Here is a 14,849-nt window from a genome sequence, read left to right on the forward strand (position 1 = left end):
TCGCTATTCGCTATTCGCTAAATTGATCATGGCTGAAGCTTTCAAATTCGAACTGGTCTCGCCGGAGCGTCTGCTTGTTTCCGAGCAGGTCGAATCCGTCGTCATTCCGGGCGCCGAAGGCGAGATGACCGTCATGGCGCATCACGCGCCGGTCATGACCACGATCAAGCCGGGTGTCGTCACCGTGAAAACCGCGGCGGGCGGCGAAGAACGCTATGTGGTGTTCGGCGGCTTCGCCGACATCGTTCCGGCCGGCTGCACGCTGCTGGCGGAATCGGCTGTCGCGGTGAAGGATGTCGACCGCGCCGATCTCGCGCGCCGCATCCAGGAAGCCAAAGAAGACGCTGCCGACGCCAAGGACGACGAGGCTCGCAGCAAGGCGGAGCAGTTCCTTAGCCAGCTCACCACGCTGGAAGGCGCTATTCTTCCGGCTTGAAATTAGGTTTCGATGAAAGAGTAAAAAGCGGGGCCTTGCCTCGCTTTTTTGTTTGTTGGACAGTCGCGCTGCCTTGGGATGGGGGTGGGCCGGTGACGGAAGAAACAGCGCAACGAGAAACAGCCTCACGCTCCTGGTGGTCGACGGCCCTGGTGTCGGCCTTTGGCGGTCCATTCGGCGGATTTCTGTGGATCGGCAGCGGCAAGCTGGCGGTTGCCAGCCTGGTGGTGATCAGCGCCATCGTTTTCGCACTCGCCTACACCGGATTTCCGGTTCTGCCGGGAACCGATCTTGCCTGGCTGGCCAATTTTTCAGGTATCGGTTCGATGATCCTGGGGGCAGCGCTCGTCCTGCCCTTCGCCCATCGGTTCAAGCCGGTGAGATGGTATGCGCACGGATTTTGGGTGCTGGTGCTTGTCTTTCTGACTACCTATCCGGCTGCATTTGCGATCCGTTCGTTCCTGTTCCAGCCGTTTTCGATACCATCCAGCAGTATGGTGCCGACATTGCAAGGCGGCGACTATCTCTTCGTCTCCAAATTCGCATATGGCTACAGCCGCTACAGCGTGCCGTTCAATCTGTTGCCGATAGAAGGCCGCATGTTCGGCGCGGAGCCCAAGCGAGGGGATGTGGTGGTGTTCAAATTCCCGCCCGACCCCAGCGTGGATTACATCCAGCGGATCGTCGGTCTTCCCGGGGACAAAATCCAGATGGTCAATGGCGTGCTGCACATCAACGATGTGGCCGTCGGCCTCAAGGATGCAGGCACTTTCTCCTACGAGGAACGCGAGCAACCTGCCAGGCTTGAACGGGAGACCCTGCCGGGTGGTGTCACCCATTTCGTTCTCGACCTGACGGACAGTTCCATCGGCGACAACACGCGGGAATTTGAGGTGCCCGAAGGCCACTATTTCATGCTGGGCGACAATCGCGACAATGCCTCCGACAGCCGATTCATGGTCGGCTTCGTTCCCTACGAAAACCTCGTCGGCAAGGCCGTGCGATTGTTCTGGAATTCAAAAGGCACGGAGTATTCTTCCCGGCAAACGCTGGACGGTTCGGTCGGCAAATAAGCCTGAATCGAGTTGGTTCGGACCCGCACCAAGTCTGGTTGATGACTACTTCATATCTATGCCGAGCGCGGCGAAGGCCAAGGTCGGACCGTCGCGTCGCAGGTGGACGAGATGCACAGCCACAAGTTCGATCAACGTCTGGCGTTCGGCGTGATCCCCAGCGAAGCCGGCCAGGTCGAACACCGCGGTCACGGTTTCGTTGGCCGGCAGTTGCTCACTCAAAAGTTCCGTCAACGCCGCGTCGAGCGGATCGGTGAAATGGCCCTCCGGCAAGGTTTTCCCTCGCGCGGCGCAGGCGGCGATCCAGGCAGCCACCACCAGGGTCAGATGGACCAGTTCGGTACCGGCTTCCAGGCATTCGATGGCGGAAGCGATGATGCGCTGCGGCAGTTTCTGGCTGCCGTCATTGGCGATCTGCGCCGTGCGATGGGCAAGTGCAGTGTTGGAAAAACGCTCCGCGAGCTCCGCAATATAGGCGCTCGTGTCCAATCCGGCATCCTCGGGCAGGGTCGGGATGGCTTCGGCCCACAAGGCATCGACGAATTGGCGGATCGCCGGGTCGGCGAAGGCGCGGTCGACGGTGGCATGACCGCTGAGCAGGCCAAGATAGGCGATGGCCGAATGCGAGCCGTTGAGCAGCCTGAGCTTCATGTCCTCGGACGGGCCGACGTCGCGAACCATGGTGACGCCGAATTGTTCCCACGCGGGCCGGCCAGTCGGGAACTTATCTTCGACCACCCACTGACAAAACGGCTCGGTCATCACGGGCCAGGCATCCTCGACGCCGAGTTCTTCAGCGATCCGCGCCCGATCGGCGTCGGTGGTTGCAGGCACGATGCGATCGACCATGCTGGAGGGAAACGCGACCTGGTGTGCGATGTGGTCGGCAATTCCGACATCACTCGATTGGGCGAGCCCGGCATCTCGCAACTGGGCGAATTCGACCAACAGCCGGTGCAGCGTGGCGCCGTTGGCCGGCAAATTGTCGCAACACAGGACAGTGAAGGGCGGCGTGCCGGCGGCGCGTCGCAGGGCAAGCGCCTCGGTCAGGAAACCATGCGCTGTCTTCGGCATCCGGGGATTGGCCAGATCATGGACGATATCGGGATGGGCGGCGTCCAATCCGCCGCCTGCCGCCCTCAGATAGGCTTTTTCGGTGATCGTCAGCGTGACGATGCGGGTGCGCGGATCGGTCAGCGTGGCCAGCACAGCGCTGGGGTCTTCGGGCGCCACCAGCATCGCGCCGATCGAGCCGATGACCTGAAGCTTTTCGGTTCCACTGCTTCTGATCGCCAGCGTGTAGAGCCCGTCCTGCGGCGTGAGAGCGTCGCACGTGTCGGTGCTGCGCAGCGAAACGCCTGTTATGCCCCAATCCGCCTCGCCTGCCGCCAGGCAATCGTCGACATAGGCTGCCTGATGGGCGCGGTGGAAGGCGCCGACACCAAGGTGCACAATGCCCGGGACGACGCGGCTGCGATCATACGCAGGTGTCGCGATCGAGGCAGGCAGTGCGCGCACGGTCTTCGTGGAAAGGCGTTCGGTCGTCGTGGTGCGACTGGTCTGGTCGGATGACATGAGTGGCCTCGGCAGGGATCGGCAAAGCGGCGTAACATTCGATTTCCTGCCACACAATGGGTCGAAAAGTCATCATACAACAATCGCATTTTTGTATGTTGACATTATTTCTTGCCGCCCCTACCGATAGTGGCCTTGGGAGGATGACCGTGGCACTGACCCATGCGGATTTGCTGTTTCCCGCCGAGGCGCATTCGCGCTCGGTTGCCCGTGATCTCTATGCCGGGATCAAGGACCTGCCCCTTGTCAGCCCGCATGGCCACACCGATCCGCGCTGGTATGCGCTGAACGAGCCATTCCCGGATCCAGCGCAACTGCTCATCGTCCCGGATCACTACATCTTCCGCATGCTGTTCAGCCAAGGCGTCCGCCTCGAGGATCTCGGCGTGGCGACGCTCGACGGCGCGCCGGTCGAGACCGACGGCAGGGCGATCTGGCGGCTTTTTGCCGAGCATTATCATCTGTTTCGGGGCACGCCGACCCGGCTGTGGTTCGATCATGTGCTTGCCGATCTGTTCGGCATCGACGAACCGCTGACCGCGGCGACCGCCGACCGCCACTACGACACCATCGCGACGCTGCTGCAGTGGGAGAATTTTCGCCCGCGCGCGCTGTTCGAGCGTTTCAACATCGAGGTCATCGCGACCACGGAAGGCGCGCTCGACGATCTCAAATGGCACCAGATGATCCGCGACAGCGGCTGGCAGGGCCGTGTGGTCACCGCTTATCGGCCGGATGCTGTCGTCGATCCCGATTTCGAAGGGTTTTCAACCAATCTCGACCGGCTCGGCGAGATCACCGGCTGCGACACCGGCAATTGGGCCGGCTATCTCGATGCGCATCGCCAGCGGCGTGCCTTCTTCAAGAGCTTCGGCGCGACTTCGTCGGATCATGGCCATCCGACGGCCGAGACCGCCAATCTTTCGGATGCGGCGGCGCAAGAGCTGTTCAATCGGATTCGCCGTGGTTCCGACGATGAGCGCGAGCGAAAACTGTTCCGCGCCCAGATGCTGACCGAGATGGCCAAGATGAGCCTCGACGATGGACTGGTCCTGCAGATCCATCCCGGCTCCTGGCGCAATCATTCGCCCGCGATCTTCCAGAAATTCGGCCGCGACAAGGGTTTCGATATCCCGACCAGGACCGACTATGTGACGGCGCTGAAGCCGCTGCTCGACTGCGTCGGGCTGGAGCGCGACCTCACCGTCATCCTGTTCACGCTCGACGAGACCAGTTATGCGCGCGAGCTGGCGCCGCTGGCCGGTGTCTACCCGGCGCTGAAGCTCGGGCCGGCATGGTGGTTCCACGACAGCTCGGAAGGCATGCGGCGCTTCCGCGAGATGACCACCGAGACGGCCGGCTTCTACAACACCGTCGGTTTCAACGACGACACCCGTGCCTTTCCGTCGATCCCGGCGCGTCACGATGTGGCGCGGCGAGTCGACTGCGCGTTCCTGGCGCGTCTCGTCGCCGAGCATCGGCTGCGCGAGGACGAGGCGTATGAGCTGGCGCGGGAACTGGCCTATACGCTGGCGAAAAAGGCGTATCGGCTCTGAAGGGGCAACTCGCCCGCAATGCAAAGGGAGGAAACCATGTTGCATTTTTCAAGACTGACGGGAGCTGCGCTACTCGCCGCCGCACTGATGGCCGGAACGGCAAGCGCCCAGACGGTTCTGCGCTCGTCCGACACCCACCCGGACGGCTATCCGACGGTCGAGGCAGTCAAATATTTCGGCGAGCTTGTAAAGGAGCGTACGGCCGGCCGCTATGCGGTCGAGCTCTATCATTCCGCGCAGCTCGGCGAAGAAAAGGACACGATCGAGCAGGTTCGCACCGGCGTGATCGACCTCAACCGCATCTCGATGGCGCCGTTCAACGGGCTCATTCCCGAAACCACGGTGCCCTCGCTGCCCTACATCTTCCGCTCGGAAGACCATATGCACAAGGTCATGGACGGGGCGGTCGGCGACCAGATCGCGGCGGCGTTCGAACAGGTCGGGCTGGTGCTGCTCGCCTTTTATGACAGTGGCGCGCGCTCCTTCTACAATTCGAAGAAGCCGATCAACTCATTAGCCGATCTGTCCGGCATGAAGTTCCGCGTCATCCAGTCCGACATCTTCGTCGACATGGTGGCGGCACTCGGCGCCAACGCGACGCCGATGCCGTATGGCGAGGTGTATTCGGCGATCGAGACCGGGGTCATCGACGGCGCGGAAAACAATTTTCCGAGCTACGACACCGCCAAGCATGCGGAAGTCGCCAAGTTCTATTCGCTCGACGAGCACACTATGGTGCCGGAAGCCTTCGTCATGGCGAAGTTGAGCTGGGACAAGCTGACGCCGGAGGATCAGGCGATCTTCAAGGCGGCCGCCAAGGAGAGCGTCGCCAGGCAGCGCGAGCTGTGGACCGCCAAGGTCAAGGAATCGCGCGCCAAGGTCGAGGCGGCCGGTTCGCAGATCACGACGCCGGACAAGCAGCCCTTCATCGACGCCATGGGTCCGGTCTACGAGAAGCACGTCAAGGACGACAAGCTGAAGGCCATGGTCGAAGCCATCAAGGCCGTGCAGTGATCAAGCGGCGGCGCGGGCATTCCACGCCGCCATCCTCTTGCGGAGAGAACCGGTGACCTCCAGCCCAGAACACAGACCGCCCCTGTCCGGCGTCGCGCGCATGATGTCGCGCGTCAGCACAGCGGCGCTATGGGTCGCAGGCATCGGGCTGGTGCTGATGACCGCCTTCGTCGCCTGGCAGGTGTTCGGTCGTTATGTCCTGAACCGCTCGCCAAGCTGGACCGAGCAGGGCTCGGTGATGCTGATGAGCTGGTTCATTTTCCTCGGCGCTGCCGTCGGGGTGCGCGAGAACTATCACCTCGGCTTCGACGTCCTGCTCTACGTGCTGCCCAAAGGCGGCAAGCGTTGGCTGCGGATGATCTCGGACCTCGTCGCGCTCGCCTTCGGCATCGGTATGATCTGGTATGGCAGCCAACTGGTTGCATTGACCTGGGGCGCTACCTTGCCGTCGCTCGGCATATCCGGGGGCTGGGACTACGTCCCGCTGGTCGCGGGAGGCGTGCTCGTCGTGCTCTTCACGCTGGAGCGCATCGTGCTTCGTCTCTCCGGTGCGCCGATCGACGATGTGCTCGATGAACTGCCGCCGGCGGAAGTTGCAACCGAACTCGACACGGCGAACGTGAAGGTCTGACGGCATGGAACTCTGGATCCTCTTCGGCGTCTTCACCCTTCTGATGCTTATCGGCACGCCGATCGCTTTCTGCCTCGGCGTCGCAAGCTTTGCCACCGTCCTTTACATGGGCCTGCCGCCGCTCATCGTGTTCCAGCGCCTGAATTCCGGCATGAGCGTCTTTTCGCTGCTGGCCATTCCGTTCTTCATCTATGCCGGCGACTTGATGGTGCGCGGCGGCATCGCCAGCAAGATCGTTGCCTTCGCCGGCTCGCTCGTTGGCCATTTGCGCGGCGGCCTCGGGCAGGTCAACATTGCGACCGCTACACTGTTCGGCGGCATTTCCGGCTCCGCGGTGGCCGAGGCAGCGGCGGTCGGCGGCTTGATGATCCCGCAGATGAAAGCGCGTGGATATGGAGCGGATTACGCCGTCAACGTCACGTCGATGGCGGCGCTGATCGCGCTGCTCCTGCCGCCGTCGCACAACATGATCATCTACTCGATCTCGGCAGGTGGAAAGATCTCCATCGCCGACCTGTTCACGGCCGGCATCATTCCGGGCCTGCTGTTGGCCCTGTCGCTGATGATCACCGCCTATTTCGTGGCGCGCTCCCGCGGCTATCCGACCGAGCCGTTTCCGGGCTTCACCGCCGTCGCGCATCTCTTCGCTGTCGCGGTGCCCGGCCTGCTGCTGATCGCGATCATCTTCGGTGGCGTACGATCGGGCGTTTTCACGGCAACCGAGAGTTCCTGTGTCGCGGTCATCTATGCGTTGCTCGTCACTGTCTTCGTTTACCGGCAGATGACTTGGGAAGGTTTCGTTCATGCCACCCATGGTGCCGTGCGCACCACGGCCATGGTGCTGCTCATCATCGGCATGGCGGCGGCGTTCTCGTGGTTGATGGCCTTCCTGAAAGTGCCGGCAGCGCTCATAGCCTCCATGAACGCGATCTCGGACGATCCGCTGGTCGTGCTTCTCCTGCTCAACGTCTTGATGCTGTTCCTCGGCACCTTCATGGACATGGGGCCGACGATCATCATCTGTACGCCGATCTTCCTGCCCGTGGCGCAAGCCTACGGCGTCGACCCGGTGCATTTTGGCGTTATCATGATCCTCAACTTCGGCATCGGGCTGAATACGCCGCCGGTGGGCGCTGTGCAGTTCGTGGCGTGCGCAGTGGGCAAGATATCCGTCTGGGAAGCGATGCGCTCGATCTGGCCGTTCTACGGGGCCGGGCTCGTGGTACTGGGGCTCGTCACTTACATTCCGGCCATTTCGCTCTGGCTACCGAGCGTCTTCAAATAGGGGCGACATGGCATCGGACACCGCAACCGACCTCAGGGTCGAGAGAAAACCCAAATTGTCGGAGACAGTGGTCACGACGATCCGCAAGCAGTTGCAGGCGGGTGAGATCCTGCCCGGCCATAAATTACCGACCGAAGGCCAACTGACCGAAACCTTCGGCGTCAGCCGCACCGTCATCCGCGAGGCGCTGGCCAAGCTTGCCGCCGACGGGCTGGTCGAACCGCGCCAGGGCGCCGGCGTCTTCGTCACAGAGCACATCTCGACAATGTTCGGCGCCCTTGCCGCCGACATGGGCAGCAAGGATTCGATCGCGCTCAACGTGCTCGAAGTGCGGCTGGCGATCGAGATTGAATCGGCCGGGATCGCCGCAGTCCGCCGCAATGCCGCGCAGGAGGCGGCGATCCAGGAAGCCTTCTTCGAATTCGAGCGGCTGCTGCTTGCCAGCGAGCCGACCGGTCCGGCCGACCTCGCCTTCCATCGCGCGATCGCCAGCGCCACCAGCAACCCATTCTATGTCGAGATGCTCGACGTGCTCGGCCGGCGCGCCATCCCGTGCGACGTGACTTCGCCCTGGTCGACCGAATTGGCGCAATCCGATAGCTACCAGCGCGGACTGCAGCGCGAGCACCTGGTGATCCTCAACGCCATTACCTCTGGCGATGCCGAGGCCGCGCGAGAGGCGATGCGCGCGCACCTCACCGCCAGCCAGCAGCGTTACCGCGAACGCCTGCATGCGCGTCAGGCTTTTTATGCCAGTTCGGTCAAGGCCGCCGCCGGCGAATGACCCATCTCAAGTCAGGATTGAAATGAACCAGAGCCACACCGACTATTCATCCCGCTTTGCCATCGACCCGGTCGCCGCCGCGGCGATGGGAACCGATGAGCTGCGCCACAACTTTCACATTGACGGCCTATTCCAGCCCGGCCGCATCAGCCTGACCTACACACATTACGACCGCATGATCGTCGGCGGCGCCGTGCCGACGGGCGCCGCGCTTCAACTGGAAACGATCAAGCCGACCGGCACCAAGAACTTTCTCGACCGTCGCGAGCTGATCGCCGTCAACATCGGCGGTGCAGGCGTCATCAAGGCCGGCGGCCAGTCCTTCGAATTGCAGGCGCGCGACATGCTCTATCTCGGCATGGGCATCGCTGATGTGTCGTTCGCGTCGGCCGATGCAGATGCGCCGGCCAAATTCTATCTGCTCAGCGCGCCGGCGCATCAGGCCTGGCCCAGCCGGCTGATCCGCATCGGCGACGCCAAGCGCCTCGATCTCGGCAGCAAGGACACCTGCAACGAGCGTTCGATCTTCCAGTTCATCCATGCCGACGGCGTGAAGACCTGCCAGCTGGTGGTCGGCATGACTCAGCTGGCGCCGGGCTCGGTGTGGAACACCATGCCGTGCCATGTGCATGACCGGCGCATGGAGGCCTATCTCTATTTCGACCTGGCGGAGACGGCACGCGTCTTCCACTTCATGGGCGAGCCGGACGAGACGCGCCATATCGTCATGGGCAACGAGGAAGCGGTGCTGTCGCCGGGCTGGTCGATCCATTCGGGCGCCGGCACTTCCAATTATGCTTTCATCTGGGCGATGGCCGGCGACAACGTCGACTATACCGATGTCGACCCGGTGGCGTTGAGCGATCTGCGGTGAGCGACCCCTTCAGCCTTGCCGGAAAACGTATCCTGGTCACCGGCGCCAACACCGGCATCGGCCAGGGCATCGCCGTATCGATCGCACGCGCCGGGGGCGCGGTGGTCGGCGTCGGCCGCTCGTCGATGGACGATACGGCAGACAAGGTCGCCGCGCTGGGAGGGCAATTCGAGGCGGTCAGCGCCGACCTTGCCGACATTTCGGCCGCCGGCCCGTTGCACGACCGGATCTGGGACGAAAGCGGTCCGCTCGACGGGCTGGTCAACAATGCCGGCATCATCCGCCGCGCCGATGCCGTCGATCTCAGCGAGGCCGATTGGGACGACGTCATGGACGTCAATCTGAAAACGGTTTTTTTGCTCTGCCAAAGCTTTGCAAGGCGTGCCTTGGCCGCTGAGCGGAAAGGCAAGATCGTCAACATTGCCTCCGTGCTGAGTTTCCAGGGTGGCATCCGCGTTGCGTCCTACACTGCCTCGAAGCACGGTGTGCTCGGCATCACGCGTCTGCTCGCCTGCGAATGGGCGCAAAAAGGCATCAACGTCAACGCCATCGCGCCGGGCTATATCGAGACCAACAACACGCAGGCGCTGCGCGCCGATCCCGACCGCAGCGCCGCCATCCTGGCGCGTATCCCGGCCGGCCGCTGGGGCGAGGCGGGCGACATTGGCGACGCCGCCGTCTTCCTGCTGGCGCCGGCATCGGACTATATGCATGGAGCGGTGGTGCCGGTGGATGGCGGCTGGCTGGCGCGCTAGCGAGGTTCATCGTTTAGCGGAAACGCTGAACCGCGCTATCTCATTGTTTTAACGCAATTCCGGACGGAAAACCGTTTCACACTTTTCCTGGAATTGCTCTGAGGAGACAACGATGACCGCAAAGATTTTCGCGCAAGCCGGCGAGGGCGCCTGGACGAAGACGCCAGACGGCAACAGGCGGCGCGTTCTCCTGCACACCGACGAGTTGATGCTGGTCGAATTCGGCTTCGACAAGGGTGGCGTCGGCGCCCTGCATTCGCACCCGCATGTCCAGGCAAGCTATGTCGCCGAAGGCCGCTTCGAGGTGACCATCGACGGTAGGACCGAAACCATCGAGACCGGCGGCAGCTTCATTGTGCCGTCCGGTCTGGTGCACGGCGTCAAGGCGCTGGAAGCAGGGCGGCTGGTCGACAGCTTCACGCCGCACCGGGCCGATTTCCTCGGCTAGCCAAGGGTAAGAGATCGAGCGGGAATGACCCGCACCCCGAAAGAGGCGCGGGTCTGTTGCCTGGGCGCTTGTGGCGCCGCGGTACTCAAGACATCACCGCAGGATGAGGACCCTGCCGCACCGTGGTGAAGATAGTCTTAATGCGCCGGCGCTGCATGGCACGACGAACCGGAGGCTGCGCTCGCTCGATCAGGTGATGTGACGCAGGAGGCTGAAGAGCCGCTCGAACGTCTTGCCGTAGGGCGGGCGCAACAAGGCTCCGGCGCTCAGCCGGGACTGTGTGAAAACCGGCTTCTCCTTGCTGAACGTCCGGAATCCCCACTCGCCGTGATAGGCGCCCATGCCGCTGGCGCCGACCCCGCCGAAAGGCTGGTTTTCCTGTACCAGATGCAGCATGCAGTCGTTGATGGTGACACCGCCGGCAATAGTCTCGTGCAGGATGCGTTGACGATTGCCGCTGTCGCGGCCGAACCAGTAGAGCGCCAGCGGGCGCTCCGCTCCGTTCACATGCGCGATCGCTTCGTCGATCCCGGTGTATTCTACGATGGGCAGCACCGGCCCAAAAATCTCCTCGCGCATCAGCCGCAGGTTTGCGCCGGCGTTGCGGACCAGGGTCGGCAGCAGCTTCCGGCTTTTGGCACCCAGCTCTTCGCCGGCCGGGTTGATTTCGGTGACATCGGCGCCGGCGTCACGCGCTTCAGTGATCATGTCGCGCAGGCGCTGGTGGTGCCGGTCGCTGATGATGGCGGTATAATCGGGGTTGTCGCGCAAGGTCGGGTAGAGCTTCGCGATCGCCGTTGCTAGCTTGACAGCGACCGTGCCTGCCTGCCCCTTCGGCACCAGCAGATAATCCGGCGCGATGCAGGTCTGCCCGGCATTCAAGAGCTTGCCATAGGCAATGCTGGATACCGCCGCGTCAAGATCGCAGGACGGATCGAAGATTGCCGGCGACTTGCCGCCGAGTTCGAGCGTGACCGGGGTCAGGTTGGCGGCCGCGGCGATCGCGACCTGGCGTCCGACCGCGGTCGAGCCGGTGAACAGCAAATGATCGAAAGGCATCGACACGAAGGCCTTGCCCATCTCGGCATCGCCGGTGATGACGCTGAGCTCATCGGATGCGAAATGCTCGGCAACGAGTTTGGCCAGCAGCACTGAGAATGCCGGCGTCAATTCGGAAGGTTTTATGAGCACGCGGTTGCCGGCGGCAAGGGCGGCGGTCACCGGCGCGACGGCGAGTTGGAAAGGATAATTCCAGGGCGACACGATACCGACGACGCCGAGCGGCTGCGGGACGAGGCGATTTCGGCCGGGCAGGAACGGCATGGTGGTGACAACGCGGCGTTCGCGCATCCAGCCCCTGACATGCGACAGCGCGTGGCGGATGCCGGCGCGCACGACGAACAGTTCCGCAAGGCGCGTCTCGTGTGCCGAACGGCCGCCAAAGTCGGCGTCGATGGCGGTGCAGATGTCGGCTTCATGCCGCTCGGTCAGCGCCAGCAGGCGTTTCAGGCGATCCTTGCGGATGCCAAAGTTGGGGAAAGGCTGCGCCTCGAAGGCGGCGCGCTGCAGGTGGAACCGCTTGCCGAGAACATCCTGTCTGGTCTGCAGCATCGCATCCTCCCTGGCTAGCGGAGCCGAGCTTACATTGCTGGGTAAAGGAATCCAGCGAGGTAAAGGTGTCGTTAGGGAAGGCGCAGCTGCGGGCGACCTGTTCCTGTTGTGGCACGATGACAGCTGCGCTAAGGCATGGTGCCCATGCAGAGAGTCGTTTTGACCGATTTCCCATCCTCTCCCATCCAGGAATTCCAGTCCGGTGTCTGCCTGATGCTGATATCGGCGACGAGTATCTTGGCCATGGACCCCAAGCGGCGCGTTTCGTGTCGGGCGGCCCAGCGGAATTGCGGATGAAGGGCGCTCACAGGCTTGAGGCTGCGTTTGGAGCGGCTGCGCGAAGGGTTGTGCGGGAGTTTCTGCGGTTGGTGCCGCTGTCTCTGAAACAGCGCATGCAAAAACGCACATACGCACGCGCGGCGCCCGCCAACAGAATTTTCATTTCGGGTTGCGCGCGCAGCGGGACGACGCTGACACAGCGGCTGATGAGGTGTTTCGAGGACATTTTCGTCCATCCACCCGAAGCGCGATACACAATGCTGGACATGTTGGACCGGCCGGAATCGAACCTCGTCGTCAAGCGCGATGCGCGCGGTTTTGCGCATCTGGCGAAGCTCCCTGCCTCCATCGGCTTGATCTATTGCGTGCGCCATCCCTTCGACACGCTGACAAGTTCGCATCCGCAAACACGCAACGAGCGTCGGTTCCACGTCACGCCGCATCGCTGGCTGGCCGAATACGACGCGCTGACCCGGCTGAAGAAGGCACAACCGCACCGGCAGATACTCTTTGTCCGCTACGAAGACATGATCGGCGCGCCCAATGCGCAGCAGGACAGAATCGCGCAGTCGTTCGGACTGACACCGCGCATTCGTTTCAGCGAGGATCCGGACAATCCGATCCGGGTGGCTTCGTTGAGAAAATGGGAACGGAATGAAGAATTCAGGACCTATCTCGGCGGTCTGCCCCCGGCATTTCTCGTCGGCGTCCGGCGTTTCTGCGCCGAGTTCGGCTATGACATGCCAATGAGCACGCCGACCGTGGACGCGCGATGATGCAGGCACCGGCGGCCCTCGCGACAGACGAGCGAGATCCCAAGCGGCGCGTGCTGAAGGACGTGTTCGGCTTCGATGATTTCCGCCCCGGCCAGGCCGATGTCATGGATGCGCTGCTGGCCGGGCGTCATGTGCTGGCCGTCATGCCGACAGGGGCGGGCAAATCGCTCTGCTACCAGGTCCCGGCACTTGTCCTGGGCGGGCTCACCATTGTCGTTTCGCCGTTGGTGGCGCTGATGCAGGATCAGGTCGCCGCCTTGCGGCTTGCCGGCGTGGCTGCCGATACGATCAATTCCTCGATCGACCGCGATGCCAATATCGCCGCATGGCGTCGCGTCGCCTCAGGCCAGACGCGCCTGCTCTATCTCGCGCCGGAGCGGCTGGTGACCGAACGGATGCTCGAGGCGCTGGCCAGGCTCGATGTCAGCCTGATCGCCGTCGACGAGGCGCATTGCATCTCGCAATGGGGGCCGGCGTTCCGGCGCGAATACGAGGACCTGTCGCGTCTGCGCGGCATCTTTCCCAACGTGCCGATCATCGCGCTGACGGCAACGGCGGACGAAGGCACGCGCACCGACATCGAATGCCGGCTGTTTGCCGAGCGCGTCGAGACCCTGGTGCTGGGCTTCGACCGGCCGAACATCAAGCTTGCCATCGAGGCCAAGCAGGACAGCAAGCGGCAATTGCTGCGCTTCGTCGAGCGCCATCCCGGCCGCAGCGGCATCGTCTACTGCCTGTCGCGCAAGAAGACGGAGGAGATGGCGGCCTTCCTCGAGAAGAACGGCGTCACCGCGCTCGCCTATCATGCCGGCATGAGCAAGGAGGCGCGCGACGCTAACCAGAACAGCTTCATGACCTTGTCCGGTGTCGTCATGGTGGCGACCATCGCTTTCGGCATGGGCATCGACAAGCCTGACGTCGCCTATGTCTTCCACACCGACATGCCGGGCAGCCTGGAGGCCTACTACCAGGAGATCGGCCGCGCCGGCCGCGATGGGCGGGACGCCGAGGCACATATGCTGTTCGGCCTTGGCGATATCCGCATGCGCCGGATGTTCATCGACGACGAGGATGCGCCGCCCGAGCACAAGAGGCGCTCGCATGGCCGGCTCGACACGCTGATCGGCTACTGCGAGACGGCGCAGTGCCGCCGCCAGGTGCTGCTCGGCTATTTCGGCGAGGAAGCGCAGCCTTGCGGCAATTGCGACACTTGCCTCGACCAGGCGCCGCGCGCCGATGGCGGAGCGGAGGCGCGGATCATCCTGGCAGCCATCGCGCAGAGTGGCGAACGCTTCGGTGCCGGCCATGTCATCGACATCCTGCTCGGCCATGAAACCGAAAAAGTGCTGGCCAGGAACCACCAGAGGCTCACGAGTTTCGGCAGCGGTCTGGCGCACAAGAAGGATTTCTGGCTGTCGCTGATCCGGCAGCTCGTCGCAGGCGGGTTCCTGATGCCGGATCCGGCCGGTCATGGCGGCCTCGCCATCGCCGAAAAAGGCCATGCGCTGGGCCGTGGCGAGATGCCGTTCCACTACCGTGTCGAGGTGCGCAGCCGCGCCTTGCGCAAGATGCGGGCGGCCGAGGGTTCAGGCATGAACGCCGAGGGTATCGATGCGTCATTGCTCGCCGCGCTCAAATCCTTGCGCCTGCGGCTCGCCAAGGAACGCCAGGTGCCGGCCTATGTGGTGTTTTCCGACCGCACGCTGATCGACATGGCCGAGCGCCGCCCGCACGACCTCGACGCCTTCGCCG

Annotated in this window: 14 protein-coding genes; 12 read left to right on the forward strand and 2 right to left on the reverse strand. The window is 63.1% G+C overall.

Annotated features, from left to right (window positions below; genetic code table 11):
* The first annotated feature begins 28 nt into the window (after window positions 1-28).
* Together EOB59_RS06220 and lepB are read left to right on the forward strand one after the other, a co-directional pair.
* The gene (locus EOB59_RS06220; protein ID WP_127267285.1) at window positions 29-436 is read left to right on the forward strand and encodes a F0F1 ATP synthase subunit epsilon; all 408 of its coding nucleotides are present in this window, start codon (window positions 29-31) and stop codon (window positions 434-436) included.
* Between the two features lie 326 nt (window positions 437-762).
* On the forward strand, window positions 763-1,509 hold the full coding sequence (lepB, locus tag EOB59_RS06225) for a signal peptidase I (protein ID WP_127270502.1): 747 nt from the start codon (window positions 763-765) through the stop codon (window positions 1,507-1,509).
* Between the two features lie 45 nt (window positions 1,510-1,554).
* Here lepB and EOB59_RS06230 read toward each other — a convergent pair whose 3' ends face one another.
* Window positions 1,555-3,084, reverse strand: a complete 1,530-nt coding sequence (locus EOB59_RS06230; RefSeq protein ID WP_128287932.1) for a mannitol dehydrogenase family protein — start codon at window positions 3,082-3,084, stop codon at window positions 1,555-1,557.
* Between the two features lie 143 nt (window positions 3,085-3,227).
* On the opposite strand from EOB59_RS06230, the gene uxaC reads away from it, so the two are divergent.
* From uxaC to EOB59_RS06270, 8 genes are all read left to right on the forward strand, one after another.
* On the forward strand, window positions 3,228-4,640 hold the full coding sequence (gene uxaC, locus EOB59_RS06235) for a glucuronate isomerase (protein WP_128287933.1): 1,413 nt from the start codon (window positions 3,228-3,230) through the stop codon (window positions 4,638-4,640).
* Window positions 4,641-4,676: 36 nt separating this feature from the next.
* Window positions 4,677-5,654: a TRAP transporter substrate-binding protein gene (locus EOB59_RS06240; RefSeq protein ID WP_127808812.1), complete on the forward strand. Its 978-nt coding sequence runs from the start codon at window positions 4,677-4,679 to the stop codon at window positions 5,652-5,654.
* Window positions 5,655-5,754: 100 nt separating this feature from the next.
* Window positions 5,755-6,285 (forward strand): TRAP transporter small permease, encoded by a 531-nt coding sequence (locus EOB59_RS06245; protein ID WP_127269376.1) that lies wholly within the window; start codon window positions 5,755-5,757, stop codon window positions 6,283-6,285.
* Window positions 6,286-6,289: 4 nt separating this feature from the next.
* A complete protein-coding gene (locus EOB59_RS06250; protein ID WP_127269374.1) occupies window positions 6,290-7,570 on the forward strand; it encodes a TRAP transporter large permease in 1,281 nt (426 codons plus the stop codon).
* A gap of 7 nt (window positions 7,571-7,577) precedes the next feature.
* The gene (locus EOB59_RS06255) at window positions 7,578-8,354 is read left to right on the forward strand and encodes a FadR/GntR family transcriptional regulator (RefSeq protein WP_128287934.1); all 777 of its coding nucleotides are present in this window, start codon (window positions 7,578-7,580) and stop codon (window positions 8,352-8,354) included.
* 22 nt (window positions 8,355-8,376) lie between these two features.
* Window positions 8,377-9,228 (forward strand): 5-dehydro-4-deoxy-D-glucuronate isomerase, encoded by an 852-nt coding sequence (gene kduI / locus EOB59_RS06260; protein WP_128287935.1) that lies wholly within the window; start codon window positions 8,377-8,379, stop codon window positions 9,226-9,228.
* On the forward strand, window positions 9,225-9,983 hold the full coding sequence (kduD, locus tag EOB59_RS06265) for a 2-dehydro-3-deoxy-D-gluconate 5-dehydrogenase KduD (RefSeq protein WP_127380704.1): 759 nt from the start codon (window positions 9,225-9,227) through the stop codon (window positions 9,981-9,983). Before kduI ends, kduD begins: the two co-directional genes overlap by 4 nt.
* Before the next feature lie 112 nt (window positions 9,984-10,095).
* Window positions 10,096-10,431, forward strand: a complete 336-nt coding sequence (locus EOB59_RS06270; protein WP_127270498.1) for a cupin domain-containing protein — start codon at window positions 10,096-10,098, stop codon at window positions 10,429-10,431.
* Window positions 10,432-10,620: 189 nt separating this feature from the next.
* Here EOB59_RS06270 and EOB59_RS06275 read toward each other — a convergent pair whose 3' ends face one another.
* Complete coding sequence (locus EOB59_RS06275) at window positions 10,621-12,042, reverse strand: coniferyl aldehyde dehydrogenase (RefSeq protein WP_128287936.1); 1,422 nt, start codon at window positions 12,040-12,042, stop codon at window positions 10,621-10,623.
* A gap of 392 nt (window positions 12,043-12,434) precedes the next feature.
* Between EOB59_RS06275 and EOB59_RS06280 the strand changes: the two genes are divergently transcribed.
* Both EOB59_RS06280 and recQ read left to right on the forward strand, forming a co-directional pair.
* Window positions 12,435-13,097, forward strand: a complete 663-nt coding sequence (locus tag EOB59_RS06280; protein WP_281061712.1) for a sulfotransferase — start codon at window positions 12,435-12,437, stop codon at window positions 13,095-13,097.
* A partial coding sequence (gene recQ / locus EOB59_RS06285) for a DNA helicase RecQ (protein ID WP_128287938.1) occupies window positions 13,097-14,849 on the forward strand: 1,753 nt, incomplete at its 3' end. The genes EOB59_RS06280 and recQ, both read left to right, overlap by 1 nt.

The organism is Mesorhizobium sp. M7A.F.Ca.MR.176.00.0.0 (genome assembly GCF_004023165.1).
Classification (GTDB): Bacteria; Pseudomonadota; Alphaproteobacteria; order Rhizobiales; family Rhizobiaceae; genus Mesorhizobium.

Excerpts from the sequence above, each read along its gene's own strand:
- EOB59_RS06275 (WP_128287936.1), bottom strand. The coding sequence starts at position 12,042 with ATGCTGCAGACCAGACAGGATGTTCTCGGCAAGCGGTTCCACCTGCAG.
- EOB59_RS06240 (WP_127808812.1), top strand. The coding sequence starts at position 4,677 with ATGTTGCATTTTTCAAGACTGACGGGAGCTGCGCTACTCGCCGCCGCA.
- kduI (WP_128287935.1), top strand. The coding sequence starts at position 8,377 with ATGAACCAGAGCCACACCGACTATTCATCCCGCTTTGCCATCGACCCG.
- uxaC (WP_128287933.1), top strand. The coding sequence starts at position 3,228 with ATGACCGTGGCACTGACCCATGCGGATTTGCTGTTTCCCGCCGAGGCG.
- EOB59_RS06230 (WP_128287932.1), bottom strand. The coding sequence starts at position 3,084 with ATGTCATCCGACCAGACCAGTCGCACCACGACGACCGAACGCCTTTCC.
- EOB59_RS06220 (WP_127267285.1), top strand. The coding sequence starts at position 29 with ATGGCTGAAGCTTTCAAATTCGAACTGGTCTCGCCGGAGCGTCTGCTT.
- EOB59_RS06250 (WP_127269374.1), top strand. The coding sequence starts at position 6,290 with ATGGAACTCTGGATCCTCTTCGGCGTCTTCACCCTTCTGATGCTTATC.
- EOB59_RS06270 (WP_127270498.1), top strand. The coding sequence starts at position 10,096 with ATGACCGCAAAGATTTTCGCGCAAGCCGGCGAGGGCGCCTGGACGAAG.
- EOB59_RS06245 (WP_127269376.1), top strand. The coding sequence starts at position 5,755 with ATGATGTCGCGCGTCAGCACAGCGGCGCTATGGGTCGCAGGCATCGGG.
- EOB59_RS06255 (WP_128287934.1), top strand. The coding sequence starts at position 7,578 with ATGGCATCGGACACCGCAACCGACCTCAGGGTCGAGAGAAAACCCAAA.
- lepB (WP_127270502.1), top strand. The coding sequence starts at position 763 with ATGATCCTGGGGGCAGCGCTCGTCCTGCCCTTCGCCCATCGGTTCAAG.
- EOB59_RS06280 (WP_281061712.1), top strand. The coding sequence starts at position 12,435 with ATGCAAAAACGCACATACGCACGCGCGGCGCCCGCCAACAGAATTTTC.